Genomic DNA, 18,802 nt, shown 5'->3' with positions numbered 1-18,802 from the left:
GATGTATTTTTATTATTTAATTATTTTAACCGAACAGAGAGAGAAGAATTCCTGCTGCCACAGCTGAGCCTATTACTCCTGCTACATTTGGTCCCATTGCATGCATGAGAAGGAAGTTTGAAGGATTTGCTTTTTGACCTTCAACCTGTGATACACGGGCTGCCATAGGTACTGCTGAAACTCCTGCAGATCCTATTAAAGGATTAACCTTGCCACCTGAAAGTACACACATTAGCTTTCCTATTAAAAGTCCGCCAACTGTGCTGAATGCAAATGCTGTAAGACCAAGTGCTATTATTTTTAATGTTTCAGGTTTTAAAAATTGTTCTCCTGCTGCAGTTGCTCCAACTGTCAATCCAAGGAAAATTGTAACTATGTTAACCATTGCATTTTGTGCAGTGTCTGAAAGTCTATCAACAACTCCTGATTCTTTGAAAAGATTTCCAAGCATTAGCATTCCAAGAAGAGGAGCTACTGAAGGAAGCAAAAGAACGCAGAATATTGTTACACATATTGGGAAACAAACTTTTTCAAGCTTGGACACTTCACGAAGCTGTTCCATTTTAATTTCTCTTTCCTTCTTAGTAGTAAGTGCTCTCATAATCGGAGGCTGAATAAGAGGAATAAGAGCCATGTATGAATAAGCAGCTATGGCAATAGGAGCCAATAAGTGGGGAGCAAGTCTTGAAGTAAGATAAATAGCTGTAGGACCGTCCGCTCCTCCTATAATACCAATTGATGATGCTTCCGCCGGTGTGAATCCAAGCACTCCAGCTATGATGAAAGCAATGCTTATGCCAAGCTGTGCACCAGCACCCATGAATAAACTGCTCGGTCTTGCTATTAATGGACCAAAGTCAGTCATGGCACCTATGCCAAGAAATATTAGTGAAGGATAAATTCCTTTTTTTACTCCAAAGTACAAATAGTATAACAACCCGCCAGCTTCAGATGCACTTGGAGGTGCAGCCATTAAATCTGCTAACGGCATGTTTGCAAGCAGTACGCCGAAAGCTATCGGCAAAAGCAGAAGAGGTTCGAACTTTTTTACTATGGCAAGGTATATAAGGACGCAAGATACTGCTATCATAACAACGGACTGCCATGTAAGTGCTGCGAAACCTGAGTCTGCAAGTAGTTTTATAATTGATTCAATAAACATTTTTTCCCCCTTACTGAATTACCATCAGGATGTCATTTGTTGATACGCTTGAACCCTTTGAAACCATAATCTGTGAAACAACACCATCAATTGTAGAGAAAATTTCATTCTCCATTTTCATTGCTTCAAGTATGAAAAGGAGCTGTCCTTTTTTTACAGTGGCTCCAACACTTGCCTTAACATCAAGTATTGCACCAGGCATTGGGGATTTTATTGGTTCCCCTGACACGTTTCCTGCAGGAGCTGCAGCTTGAGGAGCAGCAGCTGCGGCTGGAGCCGCCTGAACTATTGGAGCTGGAGCAGCAACTGTCGTAGTTTTAACTATGTTTGCTTTTCCTTTTTCTACTTCTACTTCATAAGATTTATCATTTATATTAACAACATATATCATTTCTATTCCTCCTTAAATAATAATTGCTAAGCAGCAATTTGTTTTATTGACTTGAATATTAGCTCTGAAAGTGGTATTCCTGATTCGTCGCTTACAATTGCCATTATCATGGCAGCTGTTTGTTCATCCACATCTTTTAACTTTAATGTTCCTGAAGAAAATTCTTCTTCTTCAACAGCAGCAACTTCAGCTGCTGGTACTTCTACAACTTTTTTTGGAAGTAATTTTAAAGCAAATGAGAATGTCCTAATTATTGCAAACAGAATTATTAATACACTAAATACTACTGCCCAACAGAACAGTGCAACCAATAAACTTTCTGAAAATGCCATTCTGTTCACCTACTTTCTTGTAATTGTGTAATTAACAGTCTTTGATTCACGTTCTTCTCTTTTCTTGAAGAATGTTTCAGCTATTTGTGGGAACGCAATGTATGAAAGAACATCTTCATCGTTTCTCGCAATTCCTTTGAGTTCTTTTTTATTTTTTTCAAATGCCGGTTCCATATCATCTGCAAATCTGTGTGTCATTGGTTTTTCGTCTCCTAAAACTTTTTTCATAAGTTCAGAATCAATTTCTCCAGGAGCCTGACCGTATTCACCTTTTACATATGATTTTATTTCTTTTGATATTGTTTTATATCTTTCGCCTGAAAGAACATTTGTAGCAGCCTGAACGCCTACCATTTGGCTCATAGGAGTTACAAGAGGAGGATAGCCCATGTCTTTTCTTACTCTTGGTGTTTCTTCAAGCACTTCTTCCAGTTTGTCAATTGCATTTTGAGCCTTCAGCTGTGAAATAAGGTTTGAAAGCATTCCGCCTGGCACCTGGTAAACAAGAGCGTCAGTTTCTGTTCCCATAACAAATGGATCCATAAGGCCTGATGAAATATATCCTGTTCTCAAAGTTTTAAAGTAATCATTTATTTTCTTTAAAGTTTTTTCATTAAGACTAGTTTCATATCCCATTTGCTTTATTGCATAATTCATTGTTTCTGTAGGAGGCTGAGATGTTCCACCGCTAAATGAAGAAATTGCTGTGTCGATTCCGTCGCATCCTGCTTCAATAGCTTTTGTGTAAGTTATTGGTCCAAGGCCTGTTGTTGAATGAGTATGAAGATATACAGGAAGTTTTACACTTTCCTTAAGAGCCTTTACAAGGTCATAAGCTTCCTGAGGCCCCATAATTCCGGCCATGTCTTTTATGCAGATTGAATGAACACCCATTTTTTCAAGCTGTTTTCCCATTGCAGCATATTTTTCAAGGTTATGTATAGGGCTTGTTGTGTAGCATATGCAGCCTTGCGCATGTTTACCTTGCTTTTTAACTTCATCAACTGCTGTCTCAATATTTCTGAAATCATTGAGGGCATCGAATATACGGAATATGTCTATGCCGTTTTTTGCTGCATGTGCAACAAACTTTCTAACAACATCATCAGGATAGTGTTTGTATCCCAAAATGTTCTGACCTCTGAAGAGCATCTGAAGTTTTGTATTTTTAACTTTAGATTTGATTTTTCTTAATCTTTCCCATGGATCTTCGTCAAGATATCTCAAACATGAGTCAAATGTTGCGCCTCCCCAGCATTCCAGAGAATAGTATCCTGCCTGATCTAATGTTTCTAAAATTCCCTCAAAATCTGAAAAAGGCATACGTGTTGCAATTAAAGATTGATTGGCATCTCTCAGAATCGTTTCGGTTATGTTTACTTTCATATATCTTCTCCTAGCATAATAGTCATAGCCTTGCTATGCAATTTTATTTATATAAAAAGCTTTAATTCCAGCTCGGAATTACTTCATTAATATGATAATACTGACATATTGATATTATTGCAGTATTATCATTATATATAAATGCAATTTACTGAAAGTCATATGTGGAAATTAGCATTTTTGATTTTATCCTTGTTTTATAAATTGCATTGTTGAAAGTTCTGATTAATAATTTGATGTTTTATAAATGAACATTATAATATTAAGAGTCTCAACTTAAAATGATTATATAACAATAGTTTTGGGGTGTCAATAGTAAAAAGCGCTTTTTGCCTAATTATTTTAGGAATAAACACATAAAACCTATTTATAAGTTTGTATATTTTTAATACAAGTTAAAATAATAAACTCACGCCAAACTTAAGTTAAATAAAAAAATCAATAAGGTAAAAAAGTTTCAAAAATAAGGATAAAATGTGGTTGAATAATAATAAAAATACTTAGAGATGTTTAAATTTCAAGGCATTATGACGATTTGAATGCAAAATGAGGAAACAAAATCAGAAACCTTACTAAATAAATTAAAGAACGGAGTTATACTTGCTAAATGAAGTAAGGTAGATTATAGATTAAAAAATTAAAGACTGTAAAATTACAGTCTTTAATGGATGGTTTATTTTATTAAGTTATTATTGGAATATGGAATACAAAATGCTTTTGGTCAGGCCCAGGATATTGTCGTAATACATTTTGCCGTTTAATTTTATGGGCATGAGGTTTCTTTTTATTCCTTCGATGGCAGTGTAGGACTTAAGATTGTACTCATTGTTATCAACGAAATAAAATTCACTTATGGATACGTCTTTGAAAAAACCTACAGGAATATCTAAATCCATTGTCTGAGAGCTTATATTCACGTTTAAATTAAAATTTATCGATGGATGGATATAATCTGCCTTAAGGTTCGATATAATGTTGAATTTGCTTACCAAAGAATTCTTTTTGATACAAAAGTTACTGTTGTTAATCCTTACTATGAGGTTATTGAAGTAAAAAACATCATCGTAAAGGTTTAAAATATTGTTCATCAAAATGGGAAGATTTAAAACATCCTCATAGTTGTGCTGCATTATGAGAAATGAAAATTCATTTCTTGGTTCTAATCTGTATGCCTCATAAAGAACAGTCACATCTTCTCCAGATAGTGTGTCTGTTCTGTTAATTTTAAAATATTCCTCTGCTGTTTTAAGTTTAAGGTCCGGAATATCAACTTTATTTTTAATCTGGCGAAGGTAGTTGTACAGATCTATTTTAATCATGGCATCTAGTTTTAAATCTACGCCATGCTTTTGTGCTTTAAAGGATAGAAAAGGGATATCGAAGCTGTTGCCGTTGTATGTTATTATGAAATTCTTGTTTTTAATTAAATCCTTTAAAAGTTTCAGAGCCTGGGGCTCGTCCACACTGTACTGACAGAAAATCTGGTATATTTTGTACACATTATCTTCATTAAGAAGAATGGTAATTGATATAATGTCAGAAAACTGCCTGGAAAGACCGGTTGTTTCTATGTCAAGAAAAACAGACTGTTTTAACAGATTATGTAATTCTTTGCTTGCTGTTATGTTTGTTTCGTTTGAGTTTACTATCATGAGGCTCCCTTTATAAAGAAAAATTATTTTGATTAATATAAAGTTATCTGATAAAATATTAAGTGGTATGCATGTATATATTAATTTCCATTTTTATGTTTTATGCTGCAGGAATAATTGCATATGAACTGAGATTTTTCAGTTTTCTTTTTTACACTTGTTTTTGCTTTGCTCATATATAACTCGTTTGTTACGAAAAAGTTTATGTACAATTCTGTAATTATTGCATTTCTTTTATTGTCCGCAGTCAACTGTAATTATAATTCAAATTCTGTTCTTGCACAACACATTAATGAAAATATGAGTGTAAGAGTAGAAATAAAAAGCAAAAATTTATCCCATTCTGATTACCTAAGCTACAATGCAGCGGTACTGACAATTGACGGGAAGAAACTTGACAGCCGTGAAAACACAATTGTGTATGTTGATAAAAATACTGAAATTGCAGAAAACTCCCTCGTTGAAATAAAAGGGAGTATCCAGAGAACTGATTTTTCCAAAAACAAGCTTTTATTTAATTACAAGAATTATCTAAGAGGTAAAAAAATTCATGCTGTTATTTTTGCGGAAGGTAAAGTTTCTGTTATAAAAAAAGACTTCTCTTTATTAAATGAAGTGTCATTAAAATTCAAGGAGTATACCAAGAACACATTTTACAGCAATTTGAGCCGTAAAAATGCAGACATAGTATTGTCAATAATATTAAGCGAGTCAGATTACCTGGAAGAAGACTTATACAATGGAATAAAGGAGATGGGTCTTGCTCATATTTTTGCTGTTTCAGGCACACATATAGTTATTATGTATGGGTTCATGTTATTTGTATTTATGTCTTTAGGTATAAGCAGGAGGATGAGCTGGATACTGTCTTGGTCTTTAATATGGTTTTACGGTTTTCTCATTGGATTTCCTGTTTCAGTAATGAGATCTCTTGTAATGTTCAGCTTGTTGTTTGGTTCAGAGGTTTTGTACAGAAAGTACAGCTCTCTTAATGCCATAGGTATGGCAGCCCTTATTCTTACAGTGTACAACCCTTACTGGCTTTCTGATGCAGGATTTCTTCTTTCATTTTCTGCTGCTTTAAGCTTCATATTGTTTAGCAGATTTATTTCAAGACATATTCCTGAAGAAAAAAAGTTCTTAAGAAATATATGTATGAATATTTTCCTGCAGGTACTTACATTGCCGGTAATTTCATATTTTTTCAACTACGTTCCACTCATGGGTATAGTTTATAACATTATTTTGATACCTGTTTTCACTGTTATTCTGGCATGGGGATTTTTGCTCCTGATTTTAAACGGAATGTTTTCTTTTATTCTCACAGTTCCTTTTCGTATTTTTGATCTAATCTTAACATCTCTCAGATACCTGGTTTATTTTTCTGACAATTTTGCATTTAATGGAATAGTTGTAAGATCTATGTCTTTTTCTGAAATCATGTTTTTTTACACTGCATTGTTTTTATGTTTGTATTTAGCGGACCACAAGAACTGTTCCATTAAAAAATTTGTTTTTAGTGTCCTCATAAGTTTTTATGTTGTTATCTATGCAATTTATCCAATACTTGATACTAATTTGTATTTCAGTGTTGCAGATGCAGGGCAGGGATTGTTCACTACAGTCAGGTACAAAGATTTTTGCTTTATAATTGACTGCGGAAGTTCAAAGAGAGGTTTCGGAGAATATACAGCTGTTCCTTACCTTGTAAAGCATGGGGTAGAAAATGTTGATTGTATTTTCATAAGTCATTGGGATCAGGATCACTGCTCAGGATTAGCTGACATACAAAACAACATAAATGTTAGGAATTTATTTTCTTCTTCCCAAAATGAAGAATTTATTACTGCCATGCCTGTAGAAAAAGGCGGAGTGGTTAATGTTGATGAAAATTTTAAAATCCATGTGTTGTGGCCTGAAAAAAGTTATTATTCAAAGAAGAAAAATAATTCTTCGCTGGTTTTAATGCTTAATTATATGAACATGAACATTCTTCTTCCCGGAGACATTGAAGGTGATGTTGAAAGATTTGTTATTGAAGATATTGAAAAATCAACTATATTAATTGTGCCTCACCATGGGAGCAGCACGTCTTCAACTGAAGAATTTGTTAAGAAGTCCGGAGCTGAAATTTCTGTATTAAGCTACGGAAAAAACAATTATGGCATACCGGATACTGATGTTGTAAAAAGGTATGAGTCTTCAGGCAGCAAGGTTCTTTCAACCTTTGAGCATGGAGAAATAAATTTTGTTTTAAAAGATGGAAATTTATATTATAATACATATACAGGTGAAAGTTCAGAAAACTACTACAGACTATATTTTGAACTGATAATCCCAAAGCTGTTCATATTTATTGCACTATTGGCATGGATGTGGATTAAAAAAGAGGAGTGCTATGAGCTACAAAATAATAACAGATTTAATTGATAAGAATAAGGTTCCAAACTTTGTGCTTCTTTACGGCACGGAGGAATATTACATAGACATGGCAGTTAAGAAAGCAAAAGACAATTATGTTGATGAAAACTATGAAAGCATGAACTACATGGAAGCAGAAAAAATCGAAAACAGCTTCGATGATTTTTATGGATTTGCCGCTACATTTCCTTTCATGGCTGATAAGAAACTTTGCATTGTAAAGGAAGCATCTTTTTTGACTTCAACGGGAAGCCTTGGAAAAAAGGAAGAAGAAAAGCTTTTAGACATGATTGACCACAATGATTCCTTCATAGCGTTTTTTCTCATAAAGGGAGGCAAGCCTGACATGAGGAAAAAGGCTGTAAAAAAAATCAAGGAAATTGGCGGCTTGTTTGAAATAAACAAATTAACTGAAGGAGAACTTTCCAAGTACATAGTAAACGGATTTAAAAAACATAACATTGACGTAAATCTCAAGGATGCCGACTATCTTGCCAACAACTGCGGATATTTAGAATATGAAAGTGTTGTGAGCCTTTACCACGTGAATAATGAAATTGAAAAAATATCTTCTTATAATGAAGGAAAAAAATCATTAACTCAGGAAGACCTTGAACTTTTGATGATTAAGTCAGTTGAAAGCAACATTTTTAAACTTGTTGATTACATATGCGAAGGAAACAAGAAAAAGGCTTATGAAATTCTTGAAGAAATGCTTTTGAACAACACGCCGGAGCAATTTATAATTCACATGATTGCAAGGCAGTACAGATTGCTGTACCAGTATGTGGTATTAAGCAAGAAGGGTTATTCTTTAAATGACATAATGACAAGGATGAAAATAAAGAATTTCGTTGCTACTAAACTCTCAAAACAGTCAAGAGTATTAAGCAAGGAAAAAATCGAAGGATACATGAGAGAAATTCTAGATATTGACAAGAAGATTAAAACCGGAGAAATTGACAACCGCATAGGTTTGGAATTGATTACTAATGGGATTATCAAGTGAAGCTTTAAAAGAGAAAATAAAATTCCGGCAATTAATTTGCCGGAACTTACGAAAAATAAAAAAAACCGAGAACGGTTTTTTTATTTTCCAGAGATTCATCAACTAACACCACATTCTAGACTATGAGGTTAGTTGATGAATCTTATGGCGGCTAAAGTTTCAGAGGTGGAGGACCCACCAATTAAAACTTAAGCAACTTTATTTAATCTAAGTGTCATTCTGCTTACTTTTCTAGCTGCAGCTTTTTTATGAATTGTGTTCTTAGCTGCTGCCTGATATAATTTCTTCTCACATACTGTTAAGTATTCTTTAGCTTGTTCTAAGTTTCCTTCAGCCAATGCTACTTCAAACTTCTTAATATATGTTTTGATTTCAGACTTTCTGCTTTTGTTAGCTTCAGTTTTCTTGTTTATAACCAAAATTCTTTTCTTTGCAGATTTAATATTTGCCAAAATCTTCACCTCCTTCAAAAGTCTTTTTAGATGCGCTTAATATTGTAACACATTATTTGCATAAGTGATAATATTTTTGACAGCAAACCAATTATACAGGGAATTCTGACAAAAATCAAGTATAAAGAATAAAAAAATGAAAAATTTCAATAATAAATCTTATATACATATTATTATATATGGAAATGATAAAAATACAATAAAATTTTTGCATCAAATGGGAGGAAAGATGTATTACAGGACGGATTTAGCATATGAAGCAAATGAATCTCTTAAAGAAAGAGTTGAAGGAATAAAGCTTAACACAAGAAACTTCAGCCACGGAGAAGTAATTGAACTTGAAATTCTTGATGATGATGCCGAGAAGCAGGTGGGAAAGAAAAAAGGGAAGTATGTTACTTATGAAACCAACAGCCTCAAAGACCTGAGCAAACAGTCCAGGCAGGAAGTGATTGAAATATTGGCTGGGGCAATAAAGGATGTTTCCGGACTTGAGAGGGGAAGGGTGCTGGTTGTTGGTCTTGGAAACAGAAACATAACTGCTGATGCTTTAGGACCTAAGACATTGGACAAAATAAAAGTTACAAGGCAGTTTTTCAAGGCTTACAACAAGGAATTTGATCAGGATTTTAACGAGGTTGCAATTCTTGAGCCAGGGGTTCTGGGAACAACGGGAATTGAAACAATAAATACAATAATAGGTGTTGTTGAAAAAATAAAACCAACTCTTCTTATTATAATAGATGCTCTTGCATCACGAAAAATGAGAAGATTATGTTCTGTGGTGCAGATAACGGATGCAGGAATTGAGCCAGGTTCTGGTATCGGAAACATGCAGGGGTCACTCAACGAAGACACCATCGGAATAAAGGTTGTGGCTATTGGAATACCTACAGTTGTTGATACTGCCACAATTGTAAACGACACAATTGAAGCCATGGAGGAAGCTCTCCGCGATAAGACCGACGACGTAGGACAGATAATGGGAATATTAAGCGATCTTGAATACAACGAAAAGCATGCTTTCATCAAGGAAATATTAAATCCCATGTATGGTGAATCAATTGTAACTCCAAGTTCCGTTGATTCACTCATTGAAAATTTGTCGGAAATTTTGGCTGAATCTATAAACAAGGCTGTTCACCCGGGATACGAGTAAGACGTAATGCAATTGTAAAAAATAACAGTGTTATTCAGGAAACAATACACATATACATTAATATATTACTAAAAGTGAAAATATGTGGAGTTGAATCATGAAAAGACGAAGAAGAAATAAGGGTGGAACAAAATTTTACATGGTGATGTCTGTCTTGTGCCTGGCTATACTTTTTGTAGGCTACAGCTATGTTTACAACATGTCGGAAAAGCGCAAGGAAGGGCAGGAGGTTACTACTATTTCCATCAATTACAATGGTGACGACAAAAATGACGAACAGCTAAGCGCTCTTGATAAAATGATGTCCTACTTCAATATATTCCTTGAGAAAACATTCAATGAAAATACTGAAGGAAGCGATGACAGCGAGGAAAAACAAGAAACGGATGAAACTAGCAGTCAGGACGGTAAGATAGTTGAAACAAATGATGATAAAGAAAAAGAAGTTTTCAAGACAATTGACAGCAAAACAGAAAATGAAAAGCCTCTTGAAATTTACGACGAAAGTAAAGAAAATATCGATAATGTCGAAAAGACAGTGTATCTTGCAAACAACAGAAAAGAAGATTTTTTTAAGATTGTGGAATCAAAAACATCAAGGAGCAGCGGTCCGAGAGATTTGTTTTTAGACGCTGCTTCTATTAATGAAAATTTAAATCTGATAATTTACCACACCCACGGCACGGAATCCTTTTATCCGGATGAAGGGAGCAACTACAGATCTCTGGATGAAGGTAAAAATGTTACAGGCATAGGAAACATAATTGCTGCAAATCTAGAGGGAAACGGAATTAATTTAACACATTTGCAGGAATACAACGACTATCCTGACTACAATTCATCCTATGCCAATTCAAACTACGCTGTAAGCCAAATTTTATCAAACAGCAAAAAAAATTTACTCATAGATATTCACAGGGACGGCGCTGAAGAAAATTCGGAGTATGAAGCAGTGCTTTCCCAGGTAAAAACAACATACATAAATGACAGGGCAGCAGCAACATGTACCCTGGTAGTGGGGGACAAAAACGGTAACTATGAACAGGTAAAACAAACAGCAGACAAATTGTACGCCATTGCCGAAGAAATGTACCCGGGACTTTTCAGAAAAATAATAGTTAGACCCGGAGCATACTTCAACCAGTACTTAAGCAATCAGTCAATGCTAATTGAGATAGGAAGCAGTCTTAACACACTCGATGAAGCCCAATATTCAGCGGATTTAGTATCACAGGTATTGCTTGAGTATATTGACGAAATAAGCAAATAAATTCTTTTACATTTACATAATTTTTGATATAATACCCTTACCAGTTAATTAGGGAGGTATAATACTTGGACAGAAAAAAGTACATAAGAAACTTTTCGATAATCGCTCATATAGATCATGGCAAATCAACCTTGGCGGACAGACTTATAGAAAATACAGGACTGCTTTCTCACAGAGAAATGCAGGAGCAGGTATTGGACAACATGGATCTTGAAAGAGAAAGAGGAATTACAATAAAGCTTCAGAACATAAGCCTTTTATACAAGGCTTTGGACGGTAACAGCTACACTTTGAATCTCATTGACACTCCGGGACATGTGGATTTCAACTATGAGGTTTCAAGAAGCCTTGCTGCCTGCGAAGGAGCTGTGCTGGTTGTTGATGCGGCACAGGGAATTGAAGCCCAGACTTTGGCCAATGTGTATCTGGCACTGGATCAGAATCTTGAAATTGTTCCTGTTATAAACAAAATAGATTTACCAAGTGCAAGACCTGATGAAATTAAACAGGAAATAGAAGATGTAATTGGTCTTGACTGCGAAAATGCTCCTTTGATTTCAGCAAAGGACAACATAAACATAGACCAGGTTCTTGAAGCAATAGTAAAACAAATTCCCCCTCCATCAGGGGATGAAAATGCTCCTTTGAAAGCTTTGGTATTTGACTCATATTATGACAGCTACAGAGGAGTTGTTGCCTACATTAGAGTCAAAGAAGGCCAGGTTAAAAAAGGCGATAAAATAAAAATGATGGCAACAGGAAAAACTTTTGACGTAACAGAAGTGGGAATAGTTTCTCCAACACAAAAACCAACAACCGCATTGTTGTCAGGGGATGTTGGTTATTTATGTGCAAGCATGAAGGAAGTAAGAAGCTGCCAGGTGGGCGACACAATTACAAATGCTGAGAACCCGGCAAGTGCTGCACTTCCTGGATATAAAAAAGTAACATCAATGGTATTTTGCGGGGTATATCCTGCAGAAGGAGAAGAGTTCGGAGCCGTTAGGGATGCCCTGGAAAAGCTTCAGGTTAATGATGCTTCTCTTACATTTGAACCTGAAACATCCATAGCATTAGGCTTTGGTTTCAGATGCGGATTTTTAGGTCTTCTTCACATGGAAATAATCCAGGAAAGACTTGAAAGAGAATTTAATTTAAACATTATAGCAACAACTCCAAGCGTTATTTATAAAATTTACAAAACAAACGGCGAAATGATAACATTGCAGAACCCTACAAACATGCCTCCGGTTCAAGAAATTGATTATATGGAGGAACCAATTGTATCTGCTTCCATAATGACTCCTACTGATTATGTGGGACCTATAATGGATCTTTGCCAGAATCGAAGAGGAATTTTTGAGAACATGGAATACATGGAAAAAACAAGGGTAATACTACATTACAAGCTGCCTTTGAATGAAGTTATCTATGATTTTTTTGATGCGCTGAAATCAAAGACAAGAGGATATGCATCACTTGATTATGAATTAAGCGGATATGTTAGATCAGAACTTGTAAAAATGGATATACTAATTAATGCAGAGCTGGTAGATGCCTTCTCCATAATAGTCCACGCTGACAAGGCATATGAAAGAGGAAGAGGGATTGTGGAAAAACTTAAAGACGTTATTCCAAGACATCTATTTGCAGTGCCACTTCAGGCAGCAATCGGTACTAAGGTAATAGCAAGAGAAACCGTAAAGGCCATGAGGAAGGACGTTCTTGCAAAATGCTACGGCGGCGACATAACAAGAAAGAAAAAGCTTCTGGAAAAACAAAAGGAAGGCAAGAAGCGCATGAGACAAATTGGTAATGTGGAGGTTCCTCAGGAAGCGTTCCTGGCCGTACTGAAGTTTGACGAAGACTAGAAAGGCGGTTAAATGAGTAAAGGGTTAATAGCATTAATTGCTGTATTGGTAATTATCGGGGGATTGGCAGCATTTGTTTTTGGCAGCTACAACTCACTGGTTGCTTTGGATGAAAAAGTAAACACACAGTGGGCTAACGTAGAGAGCAAGCTGCAAAGAAGATTTGACCTCATACCGAATCTTGTGGAATCGGTAAAGGGGGCAATGGCTCAGGAAAAGGAAATTTTCACTGCAATAGCCGATGCCAGGGCGAGAATGGCAGGAGCAAAGACAACATCAGAACAAGTAGAGGCATCAAGCGCTCTTGAAGGAGCCCTTGGCAGGCTGCTTGTAGTAGTTGAAAATTATCCTGAACTGAGATCAAATGAAAATGTAAGAGGCCTGATGGATGAATTGGCCGGAACTGAAAACAGAATATCTACTGAAAGAGACAGATACAATGAGGCAGTGAAGAATTACAATTCTGCAATCAGGAAATTCCCACAAAACATACTGGCAGGAATGTTTGGATTTGAGCAAAGGCCATATTTTGAAGCTAATGAAGGCGCTGAAACAGCACCGGAAGTAAACTTTGACTAGCAGGGAGTGATAGGGTGAAGAAATTATTTTTGCCACATCTTCTTTGTTTTATACTCGTAACAGCGATTACAGGCTCTCATGCCTTTGCTGTAACATATCCGAATCCTACAACTGAATTTTATGTAAATGACTATGCAAATTTAATAAATGTCGATGTAGAAAACAATATTCTGAATGTTAACAAAAGATATGAAAATACTTCAGAAAAACCGCAGATTGTAGTTGTGACTGTTCCTGATATGCAGGGCCTTGACGAATATGATTATTCTGTGGGACTTTTTGAAAATTGGAAAATAGGAAATGATGAATACGACAATGGTGTGCTGATTCTTCTTGCCATAGCGGAAAGAAGAATTAAAATTGAAGTTGGGTACGGACTTGAAGGAGTTATAACAGATGCAGAAGCCGGAAGAATATTGGATGCTGCAACTGATTATCTCTCAAATGGAGATTATTCATCAGGGATAAATAACATCTTCATCAATGCAGCCAGCCGGGTAAATGAAGAATACAACTATAACAATGATGAAATATTCAGCAGTATCAATACGGATGTTAAACAAAATGCTCCGGCTAATATAGCCTCATATGGAAGATTAATAATGCTTATACTCCTTCTCATAATCATAGGAGGAGGTAGAGGCGGCAGAAGAAGACGAGGATTTTTCATATGGCCATTTCTCGGAGGCGGAGGTTTCGGAGGAGGTTACGGCGGAGGCGGCTTCGGAGGCGGAGGCTTTGGAGGGGGCGGAAGTTCTGGCGGAGGCGGAGCAGGAAGAGGTTTTTAAACAAAAAAATTACCACCGGTAATGAAATGACATATGTGGGAGGTTCATTTCATCCGGTGGTTTTTAATTAGACTAAAGTCTTAATTAATTAAGTTATTTGTGGTTGTGAAGTTTGTGACGGTTGTTTTTTAAAATATTTTCATATACATTGTTTACTGCATAGTTGTCATCAGAGCTTTTTATTTGAATTGATTTGTCTATTTTATAAAGTCCGCCGGCTCTTAACATTCTTGTTTCCTTAGTTATAACTTTTGGAACAGGCTGACCTCCACCTGCAATACATCCGCCGGTGCATGCCATGACTTCAATGAGGTCATATTGCTTTTCACCACGCTGGATTTTTTTTATAAGAGTGTCAGCATATTTGAGACCGTGAACAACTGCTAATCTTATTTCCCTTCCGTCTACATTCACAGAAGTTTCCTTAACAGATTCAAGACCTCTTACGCTTTCAAAAATGATTTTGCAGTCATCTTTGCCGTATTTGTTTTTCAAAACTCTCCTTAACACTGCTTCAGTTACTCCGCCTGTTGTTCCGAAAATTATTCCTGCTCCGGAGCCTATACCAAAAGGCATATCCATTGCTTCTTCTTCAATTTCATCAAATTTAATGCCTAATTCCTTAATCATTATTGCAAGTTCCTGAGTAGTTAAAACAACATCAACTTCTCTTATTCCATCATGGATATATTCTTTTCTTGCAGCCTCAGCTTTTTTTGCAGTACATGGCATAATGGAAAGTATGAATGTATCTTTGCCGTCTTCAAAATCTTTTTGGTTGTATGCTTCCCTTAGTACTGTGCCAAACATTTGCTGAGGCGATTTGCATGATGAAATATTTTTATTAAGATTAGGATATTTATCTTCTGCATATTTTACCCATGCAGGACAGCATGAAGTAAAGAGAGGAAGATTTTCATTTCTTTGAAGCCTTCCGATAAATTCCTCACTTTCTTCCATAACCGTAAGGTCAGCGGACAATGATGTGTCAAACACATGATCCACTCCAAGTTTCTTTAAAATTGCAACAATTTTTCCTGTAGTAATTTCTCCTGGATTTTTACCGAATTCTTCCCCGAGGGCAACTCTTACAGCAGGAGCAATTTGTGCAACCACTCTTATATTTTTGTCATACAGAGCATCCCATACTTTTTGAGTTTCATTTTTTATGGAAATTGCTCCTGTAGGACATACTATACGGCATTGACCGCAATTTACGCAATTTGACTGCGCCAGCGATTTATTGAAAGCCGGATTTATCATGACATCAGAACCTCTGTGAACGAATCCTAATGCTCCAACGCCTTGAATTTCTTCACAAACCATGACGCAGTCACCGCATTTTATGCATTTGTTGGGATTCCTTATTATGCTGGGACTTGAATTGTCCACTTCATAATCCTTGTTAATCTGAGGAAATCTGTTTTTACCAAGACCATATCTTTTGGCAAGTTTCTGCAGCTGACATCTTCCTGTACGGTCACAGGAGGTGCAGTCTTTGTCATGATTGGCCAGCAGAAGTTCCAATATCATTTTTCTGTATTTTCTGATTCTTGGTGAATTTGTGAAAATTTCCATTCCATCTCTGGGCTTTTCAGAACATGAGGCAATTATTTCGCCTTTTGACGTTTCAACAGAACACATTCTGCATGCTCCATAAATACTCAGCTCAGAATGATAACAAAACGTAGGCAAATCTATACCTGAATCTCTTATAACGCTTAATATGTTTTTTTGATTTGTGTAGTCAACTTTTCTGCCATCTATGATCATAGTTCCGCTCATGACTAAACCTCCTTAATTGCTTTAAATGAGCATGCTTCAATACAAGCACCGCATTTTATGCAGACTTTTTTGTCTATTACATAAGTTTCTTTGATTTTGCCGCTTATGGCATTAACCGGGCAATTTCTTGCACATTTAGAACATCCTTTGCAAAGTGATGCATCTATTTCTATTGCTGATAAATCCTTGCATTGTTTTGCAGGACATATTTTGTTCACAACGTGAGCAAGATACTCGTCATGGAAATATTCCAGTGTGCTTAGAACCGGATTAGCAGAAGTTTTGCCAAGACCGCAAAGAGCAGTGTTTTTAACTGTGTCCGCAATGTCTTTTAAAAGATCCAAGTCTTCTACAGTGCCGTTTCCTGCAACTATTTTTTCCAGTATTTCAAGCATTCTCTTTGTTCCTTCTCTGCATGGAATGCATTTTCCGCAGGATTCTCTTTGGGTGAAACTCATGAAGAAACGAGCAACTTCAACCATACATGTATCTTCATTCATTACAACCATACCGCCGGAGCCTATCATGGCTCCAACTTTTTTAAGAGAGTCAAAGCTTAGGGGCAAATCCAGATGCCTTTCATCAAAAGTAAGACATCCGCCGGAAGGTCCTCCAATTTGAACTGCCTTGAATTTTTTACCGTCAGGAATACCGCCTCCTATGTCAAATATTACTTCTCTTAGAGTAGTTCCCATAGGCACTTCAATTAGGCCTGTGTTAACAACGTTGCCTGTAAGGGCAAAAGCTTTTGTTCCCGGACTGTCTTTTGTTCCGTATTTTTTATATTCATCAGCTCCATTTGTTATTATAAATGGAACGTTGGCAAATGTTTCAACATTGTTTAAAACAGTAGGGCATCCGAATAAACCCTGCTCAACAGTACGAGGGGGTTTTACACGAGGCATCCCACGATCACCTTCGATAGATGCAGTAAGGGCACTGCCTTCACCGCATACAAAAGCACCTGCTCCTTTGTTTATATGGAGGTCAAAGTCAAAGCCTGAGCCTAAAATGTTTTCTCCGAGTAACCCTGACTCTTCTGCCTGAGATATAGCCAGTTTAAGTCGTTCAACAGCCATGGGGTATTCAGCTCTTACATAAATATATCCTGTATGGGCACCTACCGCATAGCCAGCAATCAACATTCCTTCAATTACCTTGTGAGGGTCTCCTTCCATCATGCTTCTATCCATAAAAGCACCCGGGTCACCTTCATCGCCGTTACAAACAATGTATTTTACGGGGTTTGGTTGTGACAAAACCTGTCCCCATTTTTTCCCTGTGACATATCCGCCGCCGCCGCGTCCTCTAAGTCCTGAGTCCTGTATAAGTTTGCATACATCTTTGGGTTCCATGGTTCTAAGAACTTTTGAAAAAGCTTCATAACCGCCTCTGGCAATGCATTCCTGAATATTTTCAGCATCCATATGGCCGCAGTTTTCAAGAACCAATCTTGTTTGTTTATGGTAGAAAGGAATTTCTTCCTGTGTTTTGTAAACCTTTTTCTCATCCTGGTACATTAATCTTTCAACAGGCTCACCATTGAGAATGGTTTGTTTGAAAATATCCTCACAGTCCTCAAGCTTAACTCTCAGGTATAGATAGTTGTATGGCTCGATTCTTACCAGTGGACCGGCTTCGCAAAATCCATGACATCCGCTTTTCTTGACGCTTGTACCTTCTTCTTCCTTTAAAAGGTCAACATCAGCCAACGAACCGTTTTCTCGTATGAGTCTTGAAAGTTCATCATATATTTTTAATGATCCGCTGGCAATACAGCCTGTACCACAGCATACAAGGACTTTTATTTTTTGTTTGTTTAAAGAATTTTCAAATTTTTTTGCATAGGATGATAAATCATGATGTGTTTTAATTAACATTGCATTTCCTCCTTCTTAATGGCTCTAATTAAATCTACGGCTGATTCAGGCGTCATTTTAGGATGTACGTGGTCATTTATGGTGATGACCGGTGCCAGTCCGCATGCACCTAAGCAGGAAACAGTTTCAATGGTAAAAAGAAGGTCATCCGTAGTCTTCTTCTTGTCAGATAAGCCCAGTTCTTTGTTCATGGCGTTTAAAATAGGCAAGGATTTTCTCACGTGGCAGGCAGTTCCGTCGCATACCTTGATTATATTTTTCCCTTTTGCTTCAAGTGAAAAATTCTCGTAAAAAGTAGCTACACCATAAATTTTAGATTGGCTGATGTCCATTTTTTCAGCTACATAAATTAAGATATCCTCAGGTAAGTAGCGGTATTCCTTTTGAATTTCCTGAATAATTGTTATAAGCTCTTTTTTTTCACAGCTGTGACGTCTTAATATTTCATCAACTTTTTCTTTAAATTCTGCAATCATTAAACAGTCCCCTCCGGTAATTATTTTTAATCTTTGATAATAATATAACAAATTTTACACATAGAAAACAAGTGCCGCAAAAAATACATAAAAATGAAATTGAAAGATATGAAGTTCCAGCATAAAGAAAAGTAAAAAACATAATTTCAGTAAGAAAGTTAATGAAATGATTTGACATACCTAGACAAT

At 36.3% G+C, this 18,802-nt stretch carries 16 protein-coding genes; 7 read left to right on the top strand and 9 right to left on the bottom strand.

The genetic code is table 11. From position 1 onward, the window contains the following. Nucleotides 1-25 precede the first annotated feature (25 nt). From BN358_RS02325 to BN358_RS02305, 5 genes are all read right to left on the bottom strand, one after another. A complete protein-coding gene (locus BN358_RS02325) occupies nt 26-1,162 on the bottom strand; it encodes a sodium ion-translocating decarboxylase subunit beta (protein ID WP_019227721.1) in 1,137 nt (378 codons plus the stop codon). Nucleotides 1,163-1,172: 10 nt separating this feature from the next. Beyond that, on the bottom strand, nt 1,173-1,553 hold the full coding sequence (locus tag BN358_RS02320; protein WP_019227720.1) for a biotin/lipoyl-containing protein: 381 nt from the start codon (nt 1,551-1,553) through the stop codon (nt 1,173-1,175). Nucleotides 1,554-1,579: 26 nt separating this feature from the next. After that, the gene (locus BN358_RS02315; protein WP_019227719.1) at nt 1,580-1,885 is read right to left on the bottom strand and encodes an OadG family transporter subunit; all 306 of its coding nucleotides are present in this window, start codon (nt 1,883-1,885) and stop codon (nt 1,580-1,582) included. Nucleotides 1,886-1,894: 9 nt separating this feature from the next. Next, nucleotides 1,895-3,271 carry a pyruvate carboxylase subunit B gene (locus BN358_RS02310; RefSeq protein ID WP_019227718.1) on the bottom strand — a complete coding sequence of 459 codons (1,377 nt, stop codon included), beginning with the start codon at nt 3,269-3,271 and terminating at the stop codon, nt 1,895-1,897. Between the two features lie 689 nt (nt 3,272-3,960). Beyond that, a complete protein-coding gene (locus BN358_RS02305) occupies nt 3,961-4,923 on the bottom strand; it encodes a ribonuclease H-like domain-containing protein (protein ID WP_019227717.1) in 963 nt (320 codons plus the stop codon). A gap of 204 nt (nt 4,924-5,127) precedes the next feature. Here BN358_RS02305 and BN358_RS02300 point away from each other — a divergent pair, with 204 nt between their 5' ends. After that, nucleotides 5,128-7,353 (top strand): DNA internalization-related competence protein ComEC/Rec2, encoded by a 2,226-nt coding sequence (locus BN358_RS02300; protein ID WP_019227715.1) that lies wholly within the window; start codon nt 5,128-5,130, stop codon nt 7,351-7,353. Next, a complete protein-coding gene (gene holA, locus BN358_RS02295; RefSeq protein ID WP_019227714.1) occupies nt 7,322-8,353 on the top strand; it encodes a DNA polymerase III subunit delta in 1,032 nt (343 codons plus the stop codon). Before BN358_RS02300 ends, holA begins: the two co-directional genes overlap by 32 nt. 188 nt (nt 8,354-8,541) lie before the next feature. Here the strand turns inward: holA and rpsT are convergent, their stop codons facing one another. After that, nucleotides 8,542-8,805 carry a 30S ribosomal protein S20 gene (rpsT, locus tag BN358_RS02290; RefSeq protein WP_019227713.1) on the bottom strand — a complete coding sequence of 88 codons (264 nt, stop codon included), beginning with the start codon at nt 8,803-8,805 and terminating at the stop codon, nt 8,542-8,544. Between the two features lie 229 nt (nt 8,806-9,034). Here rpsT and gpr point away from each other — a divergent pair, with 229 nt between their 5' ends. The 5 genes from gpr to BN358_RS28445 all read left to right on the top strand — a co-directional run bounded on the left by gpr (nt 9,035) and on the right by BN358_RS28445 (nt 14,472). Then, complete coding sequence (gpr, locus tag BN358_RS02285; RefSeq protein WP_019227712.1) at nt 9,035-9,964, top strand: GPR endopeptidase; 930 nt, start codon at nt 9,035-9,037, stop codon at nt 9,962-9,964. Between the two features lie 97 nt (nt 9,965-10,061). Next, complete coding sequence (spoIIP, locus tag BN358_RS02280) at nt 10,062-11,234, top strand: stage II sporulation protein P (RefSeq protein ID WP_019227711.1); 1,173 nt, start codon at nt 10,062-10,064, stop codon at nt 11,232-11,234. Between the two features lie 65 nt (nt 11,235-11,299). Next, on the top strand, nt 11,300-13,105 hold the full coding sequence (lepA, locus tag BN358_RS02275) for a translation elongation factor 4 (RefSeq protein ID WP_019227710.1): 1,806 nt from the start codon (nt 11,300-11,302) through the stop codon (nt 13,103-13,105). A gap of 12 nt (nt 13,106-13,117) precedes the next feature. Beyond that, nucleotides 13,118-13,684: a LemA family protein gene (locus BN358_RS02270; RefSeq protein WP_019227709.1), complete on the top strand. Its 567-nt coding sequence runs from the start codon at nt 13,118-13,120 to the stop codon at nt 13,682-13,684. 14 nt (nt 13,685-13,698) lie between these two features. Further along, on the top strand, nt 13,699-14,472 hold the full coding sequence (locus tag BN358_RS28445; protein ID WP_019227708.1) for a YgcG family protein: 774 nt from the start codon (nt 13,699-13,701) through the stop codon (nt 14,470-14,472). 93 nt (nt 14,473-14,565) lie between these two features. On the opposite strand, the gene BN358_RS02260 is transcribed toward BN358_RS28445, so the two are convergent. From BN358_RS02260 to BN358_RS02250, 3 genes are read right to left on the bottom strand one after another with little or no spacing between them, the layout of a single operon-like run. Further along, the gene (locus BN358_RS02260) at nt 14,566-16,257 is read right to left on the bottom strand and encodes a [FeFe] hydrogenase, group A (protein WP_019227707.1); all 1,692 of its coding nucleotides are present in this window, start codon (nt 16,255-16,257) and stop codon (nt 14,566-14,568) included. A gap of 2 nt (nt 16,258-16,259) precedes the next feature. Further along, a complete protein-coding gene (locus BN358_RS02255) occupies nt 16,260-18,137 on the bottom strand; it encodes an NADH-quinone oxidoreductase subunit NuoF (RefSeq protein ID WP_019227706.1) in 1,878 nt (625 codons plus the stop codon). Continuing rightward, the gene (locus BN358_RS02250; protein WP_019227705.1) at nt 18,131-18,613 is read right to left on the bottom strand and encodes an NAD(P)H-dependent oxidoreductase subunit E; all 483 of its coding nucleotides are present in this window, start codon (nt 18,611-18,613) and stop codon (nt 18,131-18,133) included. Before BN358_RS02250 ends, BN358_RS02255 begins: the two co-directional genes overlap by 7 nt. Nucleotides 18,614-18,802: the final 189 nt, after the last annotated feature.

Origin of the sequence: Sedimentibacter sp. B4, assembly GCF_000309315.1 — a bacterium.
GTDB lineage: Bacteria > Bacillota > Clostridia > Tissierellales > Sedimentibacteraceae > Sedimentibacter > Sedimentibacter saalensis.
Note: the sequence above shows the minus strand (reverse complement) of the source record. Positions and strands in the feature narration are given on the sequence as shown.